Below are 14,848 nucleotides of genomic sequence, written 5' to 3'. Positions count from 1 at the left end.
TCGCCGTACCCTTCCGTGGCCCCGTCGATTCCTCTCCCGCCTACGGTGCGTGTTCGCGGCCGAGAAGGTGCCGGGCCACCACGAGCTTCGTCGCGGCCGCGGTGCCGTCGGCCAGTTGGAGCCCGACGACGTCGCGCAGGCGCTGGGCCACGGGCCCGTCCTCCGACCAGCCGAGGTGCCCCAACGTCAGCAGGGACTGGTGGACGGCCTCCATCGCGGCCTTCGGCGCCCACCACTTCGCCATGTTGGCCGGCAACCGCGGATCGTCCCCGGCATCCGCGGCGGTCAGCGCCTGGAAGGCGACCAGGCGCGCGGCATGCATCATCGTGAGGTGCTCCACCAGCGGGAAGGTCACCGCCTGGAAGCGGCTCAGCGGCTGGCCGAACGCCTCCCGTACGCCGGCGTGCGCGAACGCGGCGTCCAGGGCGGCCCGACCGACCGCGATGGCCATCAGCGCGATGTACGCCCGCGACACCCCGAAGCCGCGCATCACCTGGACGAACCCCATCCCCGGTTCGCCGACCAGGTCGGCGGGCGACAGGCGCAGTCCACTCAGGACGATGTTCCCGCGGCCGCCCGAGCGGCAGCCCAGGTCGGACAGGGCCGTCACCCGCACCCGGGGGTCGTCGAGCGACACGTAGAACGCGCTGACCCCGCGCGGCCCGTCGCCGCCCGTACGCACGAACAGCAGCGCGTGTGTCGCGTACGCGGCCACCATGATCGACGCCTTCTCGCCGGTCACCACCCAGCCGTCGCCGTCCGGCACGGCCCGCATCCCGATGCTGGCGGCGTCCGTGCCGTGCCCCGGCTCCGTCAGCGCGAGCGCCACCACGGACTCGCCGCGCGCGATCGGCGGCAGCCAGCGCGCCAGCTGCTCCGGGGCGGCGCTGTCGGCCAGCACCGCGCCGACGAGCGCGGCGTTGAGGATCGGGAAGCACACCGACAGGTCGGCGGCGGCCAACTCCTCCAGGGCGATGCCGACGTGCACGGCGTCCAGCCCGCCACCGCCGTACTCCCGCGGGATCCGCAGCCCGAACAGGCCGGCGGCGGCCAGCTCGGCGAGCTGGCCGGAGCGGTACCTGCCCGCCCTGTCGTTGGCCGCCCGGTAGGGCGCCACCCGGTCGGCGGCGAGCGTGCGGACCTCCTTGGCGAGGGCCTGCTGGTCGGGGGAGAAACCAAAGTCCATTGTCGTCACACCCTCATGCGCTCGCGCAGCGCGAACTTCTGGATCTTGCCGGAGGGGGTACGGGGCAGGTCCGCGACGACCTCCACCCGCTCGGGCCAGAACTGCTTCGCCATGCCCAGCTCGGTCAGGTGGGCGCGGATCTCCTCCAGGCTCACCTGAGCGCCCGAGGTGACCAGGACCGCGCAGGCCCGCTCCCCGAGCCGCTCGTCCGGATAACCGACGACGGCGACGTCGCGGATCGCGGCGTGCCGCAGCAGGGCCGCCTCCACCTCGACCACCGGGATGTTCTCCGCGCCGCGCATGATGATGTCCTTGACCCGGCCGGTGATCCGGATCCCGCCGTAGCCGTCGTCGCGGGCCAGGTCACCGGTGTCGAACCAGCCGTCCGCGGTCACGCACGCGGCGTAGGCCTCCGGCCGGTTCAGGTAGCCCAGGCACTGGCTGGCCCCACGGACCTGCAGCAGCCCCGACCGGCCGGGCGCCACCGGTCCCCCGCTCACCCGGTCGACGATGCGGACCCGCATGCCGGGCACCGGGGTGCCGTCGCTCTCCGCCGCCCGCAGCGGCGGGTCCTCCGGGCGGGTGATCGTCACGCAGCCGTTCTCCGACATGCCCCACAGGGCGTAGAGCCGACAACCGAGCACCTCGCGGGCGCCCTCGACCAGCACCGGGGCGATCGGGGCGCTGCCGGTGGCGAAGGTGTGCAGCGCCGGGATGTCGCGGGGCCGGGCCCGCTGCTCGTCGATCAGGTCGGACAGGAAGGTCGGCGCGCCCATGAAGAACGTGACCCGGTGCTCCCGCATGATCCGCAACATCGCGGCCGGGTCCCAGGCGTCGACATGGACGGCCGTCGCGCCCAGCAGCAACGGCATGACGAAATTCCAGGTGTACCCGGCCTGGTGCGTCGTGGGTGACCCCATGGCGGTCACCTCGTCGCCGGTCAGGTGCAGGACCTCCGCCTGCGCCCGGTTCATCGCGTCCATGGTCCGGTGGCTGTGCAGCACGCCCTTCGGTTCGCCCGTCGTCCCGGAGGTGAAGACCACCTGGGCCGGGTCGTCCGGGTCGGGCGTGCGGGCGTCGAGATCCACCGCCGGCGCGGCGCCGAGCAGGTCGCGGTCGAAGTCCAGCGCGCCGTCGCCGCCGCCCAGCAGTACCCGGTGCCTGAGGGTGGGCACGGCGCGGGCGACGGCCGCGCTCATGTCCGCGAACGAGAACCCACGAAACTGCGCCTCGGCCACGTACACCGGGCTCCGCGTGAGCCGGGTCATGAACTCGACCTCGCGCTTGCGCATGATCGGCACGACCGGGCCGGCCACCGCCCCGATCCGCGCGCAGGCCAGGATCATCGCCACCAGCTGCCAGGAGTTCGGCAACTGGAGGGTGACGACCTCGCCCCGGCGCACGCCGAGGCGTACCAGGTTCGCGGCCAGACGGTCGACGCGCTCCGCGAGGTCCGCGTACGTCACCGTGTCCGCCGTGTCGCCCCGGTAGCAGATCACGGCCGGCCGGTCCGGCCGCCGCTCCGCCCACCAGCGCAGGTAGTGCACCACGGTCTGGCCGTGTGCCGTCATCGCCGCTCACCTCCGATGCTGGTGGTGGTCCGGCCCAGGGCCGAGCGCACCTTGACCGAGATCGCGGTGGACGTGATCCCGGCCTTGTCGAGCAGGAACCGCTGGCCGCCCGCCACGCCCACGAAGGAGTCCGGCATCGCGACCCGGTGTACGGGCACCGGCAGGGTCCCCGACAGGGCCTCGGCGACCGCCGAACCCAGGCCGCCGGCGGCCCAGTGCTCCTCGACCGTCACCACCAGGCCGGTGACGCTCGCCGCGGCCAGGATCGTCGCGGTGTCCAGTGGCTTGACGGTGTGCGCGTTGAGCACGGCGGCGCTGATGCCGTCCCGGTGCAACAGGTCCGCCGCCTCGATCGCGGCGAGCACCGGGTACGGCCCGCAGGCCACGATCGCCACGTCCGTGCCGGCCCGCACCTGCTGGACCGTGCCGAGGCACGGCGGCGGCCCGGCCGGCAGGTCCGGGGTCGCGTTGCGGCCGAGCCGCAGGTAGACCGGCCCGGGCACGCCTAGCGACTGCCGGACCAGCTCCCGGGTCTGCGCCGCGTCCGCCGGCACCACGACGGTCATGTTCGGCAGGGTCCGCATCACGGCCAGGTCCTCAAGGGCGTGATGGGTCGGCCCGAGGTGACCGGCCGAGACCCCGGAGTGGGTGGCGGCGATGCGCACCGGCGCGTTGGTCAACGCGATGTCCACCTTGACCGCGTCGAGGGCGCGGGCCGAGGCGAACGCCGCCATGGTGTTCACGAACGGCATCCGTCCCGACCGGGCCAGCCCGGCCGCCGCGCCCATCAGGGTGTGCTCGGCGATGCCGACGTTCAGGTAGCGGCCGGCGGCGCTGCCGAAGTCCACATTGCTGAACAGCCCGGTGTCGCTGTCCAGGCAGACCAACCGCTCGTCGCCGGGCATCAGCTCGGTGAGCGTGTCGCGGTAGGCCTCCCGCGAGGACGGCGGCGCGGCGGCAGGCGCGGTCACGACCGGCTCCGGCGCAGGACCGCCATCGCTTTGTGGTACTGCCGCTCCTTGAGCTTGGCGTAGTGGCTGCGCACATCGCCCTCGATGAACGGCAGGCCCTTGCCCTTGACCGTGTTCGCGAGGACCAGGGTGGGGCGGCCGCGCTCGCTCGGCGCGTCCAGCGCCCCGGTCAGGGCGTCCACGTCATGGCCGTCGACCTCGCGTACGGTCCAGCCGAAGGCCCGCCAGCGCTGCGCCATCGGCTCCAGCCCGCTGACCTGCTCGGTGCCGCCCGTGATCTGCAGCCGGTTGCGGTCGATGACCGCGGTGAGGTTGCTCAGGCCGTGGTGGGACGCCACCGCGGCGGCCTCCCAGACCGAGCCCTCCTGGGTCTCGCCGTCGCCGAGCACGACGAAGCAGCGGCGGTCGCTGCCGTCGAGCTGGGCGGCCACGGCGTACCCGATGCCCATGGCCAGGCCGTGACCCAGCGAGCCGGAGGGCGCCTCCACCCCGGGGATCTCCGGGTGCGGATGGGCCATGAACTGCCCGCCGGGCATCGAGTACTCGGCCAACCGCTCGCGCGGGAAGTAGCCGGCCTCGGCCAGAGTCGCGTACAGCCCGATGCCACCGTGGCCCTTGCTGAGCAGCAGGATGTCGCGGTCCGGGGCGTCGGGGTCGGCCGGGTCCACGCGCATGACCCGGAAGTAGAGGGCGGCCAGGATCTCGACCAGGGACATCGAACCGCCCAGGTGCCCGCCGTCGGGGCCGGCGCACATGGTGACGATGTGTTCGCGGATCCTGCTGGTGATGTCCGCCAGGTCGGTGCCGAGGGGCAGTGCGACAGCGGTGCTCATGCCAAGTCCTTCCGTCCGGACGTACGTTTGCGGCCCGCTCAGTTCGGGTGCAGGCCGGTGAACTCCAGGCCCTCCCGCTCGGGCAGGCCGAGGCGGATGTTCATGCACTGCACGGCGTTGCCCGCGCCGCCCTTGACCAGGTTGTCCAGGGCACTGATGACGGTCACCTGCGGCGAGCCGGGGTCGATCGCGAACCCGACGTCGCAGAAGTTCGAGCCGGACAGGATCTTGGCGTCCGGGAACCGGTGCAGGCCCTTGCGGTGCGCGACGATCCGCACGAACGGCTCGTCGCGGTAGACCGCCCGGTACGCCGCCCGGATGCGCCGCTCGGTCGCCTCCCCGGTGACGTTGGCCCGGGCGAGCAGTTGCACGCCGCGCACGGCCTCCACGCCCGTGGCGGTCATCCGGACCGGCAGGCCGGTGGCCTGCGCGATCTCCGCCTCGTGACGGTGCCGCGTCGGCGCGAACACCCGCAGGGCGCCGCTGCGCTCCGCGTGCAGGTTGGCGGGTCCGGCGGTGTTGCCGGCGCCGCTGGACCCGGTACGGGCGTCGACCGCCACCTCGCCCTCGATCAGCCCCGCCTGGGCCAGCGGCGTCAGCGCCAGGATCCCCGCGTTGGCCATGCAGCCGGGCACGCTGATCCGGTCGGCCGTGCGCAGCCGGGTCCGGTGGAACTCCGGGATGCCGGGCACGAACGTCTCGACCAGCTCGGGCGCCGCGTGCGGCACCCCGTAGTAGTCGGCGTACGTGTCCGCGCAGCCGAGCCGGAAGTCGGCGGACAGGTCGATGACGACCTCGGCCCGGGCCAGGAACTCCGGCATCCGCAGCATGGTCTCCCGGTGCGGGGTGGCCAGGAACAGCGCGTCGTAGTGTTCGAGCTTGTCCTCGTCGACGAACGCCAGGCTGGTGCGCCCGCGCAGGTTGGGATGCACGCCGTCGATCAGCCGGCCGCCGAGCCGCCGCGAGGTGGCCGCCGCGAGCTCGACGCCGGGGTGGGCGGTGAGCAGGCGCAACAGCTCGCCGCCGATGTACCCCGACCCACCGATCACCGCTACCCGTTTCATGTCTCCGCCTTCGTGATGAGGAGGTCCGCGATCGCCTCGGCGACGCCGGTGCCGCCGTGCGCGGACTCGAACCCGCGAAACTCCACCCGGTCGTTGACCTCAAGGACCGTGAGCCGGCCCTCGCTGTCCTCGATGACGTCCACGCCGGCGATGTCGGCGCCCACCGCTTCGGCCGCGGCGAGGGCGAGTTTCGCCAGGCCGTCGCCGACCGGGCACGGCTCGCTGACCGCGCCCCGGGCCACGTTGGTGCGCCAGTCCCCGCCACGGCGGTAGGTGGCGCCCAGGACCTGCCCGCCGACCACGGCGACCCGGATGTCCCGGTCCGCCTTGGGCACGAGCTCCTGTGCGTAGATCACGTGGGACTGCGGCGCCGGCAGCGCCGCGACGTGCTCCAGCACCGCGACCGCGGTGGCCTCGTCGGGGACCCGGGTGACCAGGCGGCCCCACGAGCCCACGAGCGGTTTGATCACCGCGGGATAGCCGATCTCGGCGAGCGCTTCCAGGCCCGCCTCGGGCGTCAACGCGAGCGCCGTGCGGGGCGTCGGCAGCCCGTGCCGCAGCAGGGCCGCCGACGTCAGCCACTTGTCCCCGCAGTGGTGCGTGGCCGTCGCCGTGTTCACCACGGTCGCCCCGGCCTGCTCCAGTGCCTCGGCCGCGTACCAGGCCCGGTAGTGCCCGACCTCGCGGTTGAGCACCACCCGGCCGGCGTGCCGGACGGTCCCGCCGGTCACGAACAACGTGCGGGGATCCAGGTATTCGTACCGGCAGCCGCGCCTCTCGAGCGCGGCCATGATCCGCTTCTCCTCGTACCGCACCCGCGAGGCGAGCACCACGAGGTCGCGTGCCGATGAGTTCATGACCGGCGTCTCCGTCCTACTCGCCCCAGTCCTCTTCGACCTCCGGCGCGAGGCTCAGAACCGGGGGCCGCACGGACGTGATCTCCAGTTCGGAGCGACAGTCCGTACATTCGATGATTTCGCTGGCCCTCGCGTCGGCGTCCACATAGATCTCCGCCGCGCACTCGGGACATTCAGCTCCGCTGATGACGTTCTGCATCTCGCTTTCCCCTTAATCGCTGCGAACCCTTTCTATCGGCAAATGTAGGTGCGGCTTATTGAAGGCGTCCAATAAACGCCCCTGTTCGCCGGAGACAGAAGCGCTTATCGCGGGCCGGCAATAAGCAACGCTTCTCATTCGCCGGCCTGACGGACTTCGATTCGGAATTACGCTCGCCGGAACGCCTGTATTCAAGGAGGGAAAATGCGCGGAATCGCGTTGAGCCCAGTCCTGGACGGCCGTGTCCAGGCCGACCGGAGTCCCGGTGAGGTGTTCGCGGACGCGGTCCGTGAGACTCCCCCGGGCCACGACATCGAGGTGGCGTACGGCATCCACCTGCCGGCAGCGTTCCCCCTGTTCGCCTCGCGGCCCCGGTACACGGTGCGGCACCTGATGAAGACCGCCGCCGTGGCCGACGCCCCGGTCCCGTACGTGTACGAGCCGCCCGCCGGGCGCCTGCGGTCCGGGTCGACGTACGCGACCACCCCGGAGGCCGCCTTCGCGTCGCGGCTGGCCCACGCCGGGCTGACCGACATCAGCGTCGCGGTGCCCCTGCCGGCGGGCCTGCTCGACGAGCCGGAGCTGCTGGCGACCTTTGTGGACCTGCGGGTGCTCGTCCGGCTGTCCGCGCGGGAGAACGACGTGCTGCTCAACGGCACCGCGGACGGCGTGATCACGGGGCTGCTCCGGCTGCCCGGCACGCGCAGCCGCGCCGCCGAGCCCGACCTGGTGACCGCGGTGACCGCGGCCGCCGCCGACGTGGAGAACACCGGCGGCTCGTGCGACGGCATCGTCGCGCACCCGGACATCTACTGGCAGCTCGTCCGGCACGGCGCCCTGGACCGGCTCAACGCGGCCGGGATCACGGTGTCCCGCACCCGGATGATCCCGCCGCACCTGCTGCTGCTGGGTGACTTCAGCGCGGCGACCACCCTGCTGCTGCCCGGCGTCGGCTCGATCGCGGTCCGCCGTGGCGCCGGCCCGGACGGCGGCGACCTGATCGAGGCGAGCACCCGGGTCGGCCTCGCCGTCCGCCTGCCGCAGCACCTGATGACGATGGAGCTGAGCCGATGACCGCGCCGCGCGTTCTCTACCTGACCGGCTGGCTGCGCAGCGGCAGCACGATGCTCGGCAACGTGCTGGGCGAGCTGCCCGGCGTCCTGCATGTCGGGGAGCTGCACTACCTCTGGCGCAACGGGGTGCTGTCCGACGGCACCAACTCCAGCTGCGGCTGCGGCCGGGACCTGACCGACTGCGACCTGTGGTCGACGGCGCTGGGCGGCGGTCACGACGTCGCCGTGCGGGTGGAGACCGCCCGCCGCACGGTCGCGCTGCAGCAGTCCCTGCTGCGGACCAGGCACACCAGGGCCCGCCTGGCCGAGGTGCGCGGGGCGGCCAGGGCGCCCGGGCTCGACGAGGTGGTCGGCCAGACCGCCGGGATCTACCGGCTGCTGGCCGGTCGGGGCGGCGAGCGCCTGATCATCGACGGGTCCAAGTACCCGGCCGAGGCGGCCACCCTGCTCGGCCGGTCCGACCTGGACGTGCGGGTGCTGCACATCGTGCGCGACCCGCGCCCCACCGCGTACTCCTACCAGCGGGCCAAGGAGTACATCGACCCGATGAGCCCGGCGCGCAGCAGCGGGTACTGGACGGCGTTCAACCTCGCCTCCGAGGCGGTCGGGCGGCAGGCCGGCGACCGGTACCTGCGGGTGCGCCACGAGGACCTGTGCGCGCGGCCGCGGGAGACGGTCGCCGAGGTGATGCGCTTCGCCGGGCTGGACGGCCCGCCGCCGGTCGACGGGGCCGGCCGCGTGCTGCTCACCGCCAACCACACCGTCACCGGCAACCCCGACCGCCTGGTCAACGGGGCCGCCGTGATCCGGGCCGACGAGCGCTGGCGCACCGGGCTGACCCGGGCGCAGGTCGCGGCCGCAACCGCACCCGCGCTGCCGCTGCTCACCCGCTACGGCTATCCGCTGGTGCCATCGAGCTGAGGACGACGTTCATGGATCTGGGACTCACTGGACGGGTCGCGATGGTGGCCGCCTCCAGCAGCGGGCTCGGGCTGGCCGTGGCCAAGGCCCTGGCCGCGGAGGGAGCACACGTGTCCATCTGCGGGCGGGCGCCGGGCCGGCTGGCCCGGGCGCACGCCGAGGTCAGCGCCATGGGACCGGGGGACGTGCTGAGCACGCCGGTGGACCTCACCGACGAGGCGGCCGCGACGGCCTGGGTGGAACACACCGCCGAGGCGTTCGGCCGGCTGGACATCGTGGTGACCAACAGCGGCGGCGTGCCCTTCGGGCCGGTGGACAGCTTCAAGGTGCCCGACTACCGGGAGGCCGTGGAGGGCAACCTGCTCCCGCACATCAGCGTCACCCTGGCCGCGCTGCCCCACCTGCGCCGCAACGGCTGGGGACGGCTGCTGATGATCACCTCCGAGTCGGTGCGTCAGCCGCATCCGGAGAGCGGCCTGTCCTCAGTCGCCCGGCTGGGCCTGCTCGGCTACATGAAGGGCCTGGTCGACGCGCTCGGCTCGGCCGGGGTGACCGTCAACGTGATCGCGCCCGGTTTCCATCGCACCCCGATCCTCGACGAGCAGTTCGGCGCCGACGTCGATGCCGAGCTGCTCAAGGTGGCCCGGCGGATCCCGCTCGGCCGGGTCGGTGACGTGGCGGACTTCGGCGCGCTGGTCACCTTCCTGGCCAGCGAGCAGGCCGCCTACGTCACCGGATCGGTCGTGGTGGTCGACGGCGGCAACACCCGCGGAATCTGAAGGAGGACCGCCCATGTCAGCACTCGGATTCGCCGCCAACACGCGGCAGTCGGCGCTCTACGTCGTCAAACTCGGCAGCGCCAGCCTCGCCCACGAGACCGTCTTCGACGAACTGGCCCGCCTGCGGGCGCGCGGCGCGCGGCTGCTCGTGGTCGCCGGCGGGGCGGCGGGCATCCGCCGCCACTACGCCGACATCGGCCGGTCGGTGCGGGTCCTGACCCTCGTCAACGGCGACGAGGTGCGGTACTGCCCGCCGGAGGAGATGCCGTACATCCTCGACGCGTACCGCACGATCACCCTGCGCCGGGTCGCGGAGGCCGTCGCGGGCCGCGGCCTGACGGCCTTCACGGCCGTGGCCGCGGACGGCGCCCTGGTGACCGGGCGGCCGAACCCCCCGCTCAAGGTCAGCACGGACGGGCGCACCCGGGTGGTCCGGGACCACCGGGCCGGGCGGGTCGCCGGGGTGGCCGCCGACCGGCTGCGGGCCCTGCTGGACGCGTTCGACGTGGTCTGCGTGTCGCCGCCGGTCGCCGACCCGGACGGCGCGCCGCTCAATGTGGACGCCGACGTTCTCGCCGCCGAACTGGCCAACGCCCTCGACGCCGACCACCTGCGCCTGGTCACCGGGACCCCCGGCCTGCTGCGGGATCCGGCCGACCCGGCGGACCGGATCACCGACGCGGTGCCCGGTGCGGCCGGCCGGTACGCGCGGGGCCGGATGCGGCAGAAGGTCCGGGCCGCCGAGATCGCGCTGACGGGTCCGGCCGACGTGGCCATCTGCGGCCCGCACGTGGTCAGCCCGGTCACCGGCACCCGGTTCTGGCGCGCCCCCGCCCCGGCGCCCGATCTGGAGCTGCTCGCCCGCGCGGCGGAGATCTCCTCGGTCTCCGGCGACGAGCGGGAACTGGCCGAGTACCTGGTCGACTGGTGCACCGGCCGTGGCGTGCACGCCCGCGTCGACGAGGCCGGCAACCTCGTCGCCACCCGGGGCGAGGGCGGCCGGCACCGGCTGCTGATGCTCGGCCACCTCGACACCGTCCCGTACCGGTGGCCGGCCCGGTGGGAGGGCGACACCCTGCACGCCCGCGGCAGTGTCGACGCCAAGGGCTGCCTGGTCGCCTACCTGGAGACGCTCGCCGGGCTGAGCGTGCCGGACGGCTGCGAGGTGCGGGTGGTCGGCGCGGTCGAGGAGGAGATCACCGCGCGGGGCGCCTTCCACGTGCGCGACCACTACCCGGCCGACGCGGTCGTCATCGGCGAGCCCAGCGGCGCCGGGGCGCTGACGGTCGGCTATTTCGGGCTGCTCAAGGCCCGGCTCACGGTCAGCCACCCGGTCGGCCACACCGCCGGGCAGGGCGTCAGCACGGCGGCCGACCGCCTCCACGAACACCTCGCGCTGATCCGCGAGCGCATCGCCGCGCTCGCGCCGGACGCCATGCTCGCCGTGCTCGGCGTGCGGGCCATGAACGCCGGGGACCGCCAGCACGGCGAGGCCGTCCTCGACGTGCGCGTGCCCCCCACGGTCGCGGTGGACGACCTGGCCGCGCTCGTCCGCACCACCGCCCCGGACGCCGACCCGACGATCCTGCGGGCCACGCCCGGCGTGTCGACGGCGCGCAGCACCCCGCTGGTGAAGGCGTTCTCCCGGGCCTTCCGCGAGCGGGACCTCACCCCCCGTTTCCTGGCCAAGAAGGGCAGCAGCGACATGAACACCCTCGCCACCACCTGGCACGGCGTGCCGATGGTCGCCTACGGTCCCGGCGACGCCGCGCTCGACCACACCCCGTACGAGCACCTGCCCGCCGCGGAGTTCCGCACCGCCCGGCAGGTCCTGGACATCGCGGTCCGCAACTGGCTGACCGCCCGGACGCCGGAGCTGGTCCGATGAGCGTGCTGACCCTGGCACCGACCCGCCGCCTCACCCACCTGGAGGCCCTGGAGGCCGAGGCGGTCCACATCCTGCGCGAGACCGTCGGCCAGTTCGAGCGGCCGGTGCTGCTCTTCTCCGGCGGCAAGGACAGCATCGTCATGCTGCACCTGGCCCGCAAGGCGTTCGCCCCCGCCCGGCTGCCGATCCCGCTGCTGCACGTCGACACCGGCCACAACTTCCCCGAGGTCCTGCGGTACCGCGACGACATCGTCGCCCGTCACGGGCTGGACCTGCGGGTCGTGTCCGTGCAGGACTACCTCGACCGGGGCGTGCTCGCCGAGCGCCCGGACGGCTCGCGCAACGCCCTGCAGACCATGCCGCTGGTCGACGCCATCGAGGACAACGGCTTCGACGCCGTGCTCGGCGGCGCCCGCCGCGACGAGGAGAAGGCCCGGGCGAAGGAGCGGGTGTTCTCCCTGCGCGACGAGTTCGGCGCCTGGGACCCCCGACGGCAGCGGCCGGAACTGTGGAACCTCTACAACGGGCAGCACGCGCCCGGCGAGCACGTCCGGATCTTCCCGCTGTCGAACTGGACCGAGCTGGACGTCTGGCAGTACATCGTGCGGGAGTCCCTGCCGCTGCCGGCCATCTACTTCGCGCACGAGCGGGAGGTCTTCGCCCGCAACGGCATGTGGCTGGTCGCCGGCCCGTGGGGCGGCCCGAAGCCGGGCGAGGTCCCGCAGCGGCGGCTCGTGCGCTACCGCACCGTCGGCGACATGTCCTGCACCGGCGCCGTCGAGTCGACCGCCGCCACGGTGGCGGACGTGATCGCCGAGATCTCGGTCTCCCGGCGCTCGGAGCGCGGCGCCAGCCGCGCCGACGACCAGGCCTCCGAGGCGGCCATGGAGGACCGCAAGCGAGAGGGGTACTTCTGATGACCGTCCTGGACGCCGCTATCGCGCCCGCCGCGACGACCCTGTTGCGGTTCGCGACCGCCGGCAATGTCGACGACGGCAAGTCCACCCTGGTCGGTCGGCTCCTGCACGACGCCAAGGCGGTCCTCGCCGACCAGTACGACGCCGTCGAGTCGGCCTCCCGCCGGCGTGGTCAGGGCAGCGTCGACCTGGCCCTGCTCACCGACGGCCTGCGGGCCGAACGCGAACAGGGCATCACGATCGACGTGGCATACCGCTACTTCGCGACCGCCCGCCGCCGGTTCGTCATGGCCGACACCCCCGGCCACGTGCAGTACACCCGCAACATGGTCACCGGCGCCTCCACGGCCGACCTGGTGCTGCTGCTGGTCGACGCCCGCAAGGGCGTGACCGAGCAGACCCGCCGGCACGCCGCGGTCGCCGCCCTGCTGCGGGTGCCCGCCGTGGTGCTCGCGGTGAACAAGATGGACCTGGTCGGCTACGACGAGGCGACCTTCGCCGCGATCGCCGCCGACTTCGCCGCGTTGGCGGCCGACCTGGGCCTGGCCGACGTCACCTCGATCCCGGTGGCGGCGATCGACGGCGACAACGTCGCGCGGCCCTCGGCCGTGATGGACTGGTACGCCGGGCCGACCGTCCTGGACGTGCTGGAGTCCGTCCCGGTCGGTGCGGAGCCGCTGGACACCCCGATGCGCCTGCCGGTCCAGTACGTCATCGATGCCGACGGCCAGCGCTCGTACGCCGGGCAGCTCGCCAGCGGCGTGCTGCACGACGGCGAACGGGTCGTGGTGCTGCCATCCGGCACGGTCACGACCGTGGCCGGCATCGACGTGCTCGGCGAGCGGTCGCCCGTCTGCTGGGCACCCCAGTCGGTGGCCGTACGCCTGGCCGACGACGTACCGGTGCGCCGCGGCGACCTCATCGTCGCGGCCGGGGAGGCGCCGCACCTGCGCCAGGAGGTCGGCCTCATCGTCTGTCAGCTGCACGAACGGCCGTTGCGGGTGTCGGACGAGGTGCTCGTGCGGCACGGCACCCGCACCATCGCGGCGGTCGTGCAGGACATCGTGCCGGCCGGCCCGATCCCCGAGCTGACCTGCGCCCCGGACGCCGACAGCGTGGCGGTCAACCAGATCGCCGGGGTGCTCGTGCGCACCGCCGAGGAGATCGCGGTCGACCGGTACGCGGAGCACCGCCTGACCGGGGCCTGCCTGCTGATCGATCCGGTCGATGGCACCACCCGCGCCGCCGGCGTCGTCACCTGACGGCGCGCACGACAGGGGCCCGGCCGGAACACGTCCGGCCGGGCCCTGCGCTTCGGCCTACTCGGCGAACGGATACCCGGCGAGGGCGTTCTGCAGCACCCGCCGGGCGGTACGCACGAAGATCGGGTCGCCCGCGCCCGCCGACACCGCCATGGTGACCGGAATGGGGCTGGGCGGCTGGGGCAGGTTCCGCGACCCGGTGCGCGGCAGGTCCCACAGCCGGTCGCCGTTCGCGATCAGGCAGGTGACCCCGAGGCCGGCCTTGGTGGCGGCGCGCAGGCCGACCAGTTCGGACCCCTCGTAGCCGACGCGCCACGGCGTGGCCGAGGCGTTGAACAGGTCGACCACCTGACTGCGCAGGGTGCTCGGCTCGGTGAACAGGGTGACCGGAACCTCGGCGCCCTCGCCGTACACCGGCTTGCCGAACCAGTCCATCCGCAGGTGCCCGAGCTCGTGGCTCACCGGGGTACGCGGCGGGCGGGGTTGCAGCAGCAGCGCGAGGTCGAGCTGGCCGCTGACGACCTGCCCCTCCAGGCTCTCGCTGAGGCCGGTACGCACGCTGATCTGCGCGTGCGGCATCCGGTACGACAGCGACTGGAGGATCTCGGGCAGCGCCTCGGCCAGCTGGTCACCGATACCGATGGAGAGCCTCGCGTCACCGGAGGACGGCATGAACCGTTCGACCGCCTCGTCGTTGACCGCCACCAGCCGCCGGGCGTACCCCAGCAGTTCCTCCCCCTGGGCGCTGAGCCGCAGCTCGCGCCCGGTGGACAGAAAGACCGGCTGCTTGATGAATGAGCTCAGCTGACGGATCTGTTGACTGATCGCGGGTTGCGTGACGTGCAGTGCCTCCGCGGCGCGCCGGAACCCCCCGAGATCCACCACGGTCACCAGGGCACGGAGCCTGTTTATTTGCAGGTCGTGGTACATGATTCCTCGCAAGATTCTCGTCGTTGGTGACGCGAGGTACGGCATCGATTGCCGGAATCGTAGGTTCGCGACCGGGGCCATTCCTACACCGCGAATCACGAGCTGGATGTGGGAAATTCACACTCGCCTCGTGACGAGAGAACTATCGGCTCACCGGCCCGGTTTCGCAGAATTCAGGCTGTGAGCGGTTCACGGTGAACCGACCGGCAGACGGAGGAACGGCAATGACCAACCTCGACATCCTGCAGACCCACGTCAACAGCGCTCTTCTTGAGACGATCATGTGCGGCAGCGCGGCCGCGACCAGCGACCTGGCGGACACCGACCTTCTCGTCCTCGACCTGGACGCGTGCACCGACGTCACCCCGGCGTGGACCTACTGCGGGTGAGGGAATCG

General features: G+C 73.0%; 15 protein-coding genes. 7 read left to right on the top strand and 8 right to left on the bottom strand.

All coding sequences use genetic code 11. The features are described from left to right. Positions 1–40: 40 nt before the first annotated feature. From ABD191_RS04115 to lysW, 7 genes are read right to left on the bottom strand one after another with little or no spacing between them, the layout of a single operon-like run. Positions 41–1,186: an acyl-CoA dehydrogenase family protein gene (locus tag ABD191_RS04115; RefSeq protein WP_344076964.1), complete on the bottom strand. Its 1,146-nt coding sequence runs from the start codon at positions 1,184–1,186 to the stop codon at positions 41–43. 5 nt (positions 1,187–1,191) lie between these two features. Then, complete coding sequence (locus tag ABD191_RS04110; protein ID WP_344076962.1) at positions 1,192–2,757, bottom strand: AMP-binding protein; 1,566 nt, start codon at positions 2,755–2,757, stop codon at positions 1,192–1,194. Then, complete coding sequence (locus tag ABD191_RS04105) at positions 2,754–3,728, bottom strand: transketolase family protein (RefSeq protein ID WP_344076960.1); 975 nt, start codon at positions 3,726–3,728, stop codon at positions 2,754–2,756. The genes ABD191_RS04110 and ABD191_RS04105 overlap by 4 nt, the downstream gene beginning before the upstream one ends. Continuing rightward, entirely contained in the window at positions 3,725–4,561 is an 837-nt protein-coding gene (locus ABD191_RS04100; RefSeq protein WP_344076958.1) for a transketolase, read from the bottom strand. Before ABD191_RS04100 ends, ABD191_RS04105 begins: the two co-directional genes overlap by 4 nt. Positions 4,562–4,599: 38 nt before the next feature. Continuing rightward, positions 4,600–5,625, bottom strand: a complete 1,026-nt coding sequence (gene argC, locus ABD191_RS04095; protein WP_344076956.1) for an N-acetyl-gamma-glutamyl-phosphate reductase — start codon at positions 5,623–5,625, stop codon at positions 4,600–4,602. Next, positions 5,622–6,482 (bottom strand): RimK family alpha-L-glutamate ligase, encoded by an 861-nt coding sequence (locus tag ABD191_RS04090; RefSeq protein ID WP_344076954.1) that lies wholly within the window; start codon positions 6,480–6,482, stop codon positions 5,622–5,624. The genes argC and ABD191_RS04090 overlap by 4 nt, the downstream gene beginning before the upstream one ends. Before the next feature lie 16 nt (positions 6,483–6,498). Continuing rightward, positions 6,499–6,681: a lysine biosynthesis protein LysW gene (gene lysW / locus ABD191_RS04085; protein WP_344076952.1), complete on the bottom strand. Its 183-nt coding sequence runs from the start codon at positions 6,679–6,681 to the stop codon at positions 6,499–6,501. 204 nt (positions 6,682–6,885) lie between these two features. Here lysW and ABD191_RS04080 point away from each other — a divergent pair, with 204 nt between their 5' ends. Genes ABD191_RS04080 through ABD191_RS04055 form a run of 6 tightly spaced genes read left to right on the top strand, consistent with a single transcriptional unit; the run spans position 6,886 to position 13,521 of the window. After that, positions 6,886–7,755: a family 3 encapsulin nanocompartment shell protein gene (locus tag ABD191_RS04080; protein WP_344076950.1), complete on the top strand. Its 870-nt coding sequence runs from the start codon at positions 6,886–6,888 to the stop codon at positions 7,753–7,755. Further along, positions 7,752–8,675: a sulfotransferase gene (locus ABD191_RS04075; RefSeq protein WP_344076948.1), complete on the top strand. Its 924-nt coding sequence runs from the start codon at positions 7,752–7,754 to the stop codon at positions 8,673–8,675. The genes ABD191_RS04080 and ABD191_RS04075 overlap by 4 nt, the downstream gene beginning before the upstream one ends. Before the next feature lie 11 nt (positions 8,676–8,686). Next, positions 8,687–9,454: an SDR family NAD(P)-dependent oxidoreductase gene (locus tag ABD191_RS04070; RefSeq protein ID WP_344076945.1), complete on the top strand. Its 768-nt coding sequence runs from the start codon at positions 8,687–8,689 to the stop codon at positions 9,452–9,454. Positions 9,455–9,467: 13 nt separating this feature from the next. After that, positions 9,468–11,342, top strand: coding sequence for a M20/M25/M40 family metallo-hydrolase (locus ABD191_RS04065; protein WP_344076942.1), 1,875 nt, complete (start codon positions 9,468–9,470; stop codon positions 11,340–11,342). 5 nt (positions 11,343–11,347) lie between these two features. Beyond that, positions 11,348–12,259 (top strand): sulfate adenylyltransferase subunit CysD, encoded by a 912-nt coding sequence (gene cysD / locus ABD191_RS04060; RefSeq protein ID WP_425560651.1) that lies wholly within the window; start codon positions 11,348–11,350, stop codon positions 12,257–12,259. Beyond that, on the top strand, positions 12,259–13,521 hold the full coding sequence (locus ABD191_RS04055; RefSeq protein ID WP_344076938.1) for a sulfate adenylyltransferase subunit 1: 1,263 nt from the start codon (positions 12,259–12,261) through the stop codon (positions 13,519–13,521). The genes cysD and ABD191_RS04055 overlap by 1 nt, the downstream gene beginning before the upstream one ends. 57 nt (positions 13,522–13,578) lie before the next feature. Here ABD191_RS04055 and ABD191_RS04050 read toward each other — a convergent pair whose 3' ends face one another. Then, entirely contained in the window at positions 13,579–14,451 is an 873-nt protein-coding gene (locus tag ABD191_RS04050; protein WP_344076935.1) for a LysR substrate-binding domain-containing protein, read from the bottom strand. A 224-nt stretch (positions 14,452–14,675) separates the two neighbouring features. Here ABD191_RS04050 and ABD191_RS04045 point away from each other — a divergent pair, with 224 nt between their 5' ends. After that, positions 14,676–14,840, top strand: coding sequence for a hypothetical protein (locus tag ABD191_RS04045; RefSeq protein ID WP_344076933.1), 165 nt, complete (start codon positions 14,676–14,678; stop codon positions 14,838–14,840). Positions 14,841–14,848: the final 8 nt, after the last annotated feature.

Origin of the sequence: Luedemannella helvata (assembly GCF_039528415.1) — a bacterium.
Taxonomy (GTDB): domain Bacteria; phylum Actinomycetota; class Actinomycetes; order Mycobacteriales; family Micromonosporaceae; genus Luedemannella; species Luedemannella helvata.
Note: the sequence above shows the minus strand (reverse complement) of the source record. Positions and strands in the feature narration are given on the sequence as shown.

What these genes read in the sequence shown, in the direction of transcription:
- ABD191_RS04115 (WP_344076964.1), bottom strand. Translation starts at nt 1,186, where the DNA reads ATGGACTTTGGTTTCTCCCCCGACCAGCAGGCCCTCGCCAAGGAGGTC.
- ABD191_RS04110 (WP_344076962.1), bottom strand. Translation starts at nt 2,757, where the DNA reads ATGACGGCACACGGCCAGACCGTGGTGCACTACCTGCGCTGGTGGGCG.
- ABD191_RS04100 (WP_344076958.1), bottom strand. Translation starts at nt 4,561, where the DNA reads ATGAGCACCGCTGTCGCACTGCCCCTCGGCACCGACCTGGCGGACATC.
- argC (WP_344076956.1), bottom strand. Translation starts at nt 5,625, where the DNA reads ATGAAACGGGTAGCGGTGATCGGTGGGTCGGGGTACATCGGCGGCGAG.
- ABD191_RS04090 (WP_344076954.1), bottom strand. Translation starts at nt 6,482, where the DNA reads ATGAACTCATCGGCACGCGACCTCGTGGTGCTCGCCTCGCGGGTGCGG.
- lysW (WP_344076952.1), bottom strand. Translation starts at nt 6,681, where the DNA reads ATGCAGAACGTCATCAGCGGAGCTGAATGTCCCGAGTGCGCGGCGGAG.
- ABD191_RS04080 (WP_344076950.1), top strand. Translation starts at nt 6,886, where the DNA reads ATGCGCGGAATCGCGTTGAGCCCAGTCCTGGACGGCCGTGTCCAGGCC.
- ABD191_RS04075 (WP_344076948.1), top strand. Translation starts at nt 7,752, where the DNA reads ATGACCGCGCCGCGCGTTCTCTACCTGACCGGCTGGCTGCGCAGCGGC.
- ABD191_RS04070 (WP_344076945.1), top strand. Translation starts at nt 8,687, where the DNA reads ATGGATCTGGGACTCACTGGACGGGTCGCGATGGTGGCCGCCTCCAGC.
- ABD191_RS04065 (WP_344076942.1), top strand. Translation starts at nt 9,468, where the DNA reads ATGTCAGCACTCGGATTCGCCGCCAACACGCGGCAGTCGGCGCTCTAC.
- ABD191_RS04055 (WP_344076938.1), top strand. Translation starts at nt 12,259, where the DNA reads ATGACCGTCCTGGACGCCGCTATCGCGCCCGCCGCGACGACCCTGTTG.
- ABD191_RS04050 (WP_344076935.1), bottom strand. Translation starts at nt 14,451, where the DNA reads ATGTACCACGACCTGCAAATAAACAGGCTCCGTGCCCTGGTGACCGTG.
- ABD191_RS04045 (WP_344076933.1), top strand. Translation starts at nt 14,676, where the DNA reads ATGACCAACCTCGACATCCTGCAGACCCACGTCAACAGCGCTCTTCTT.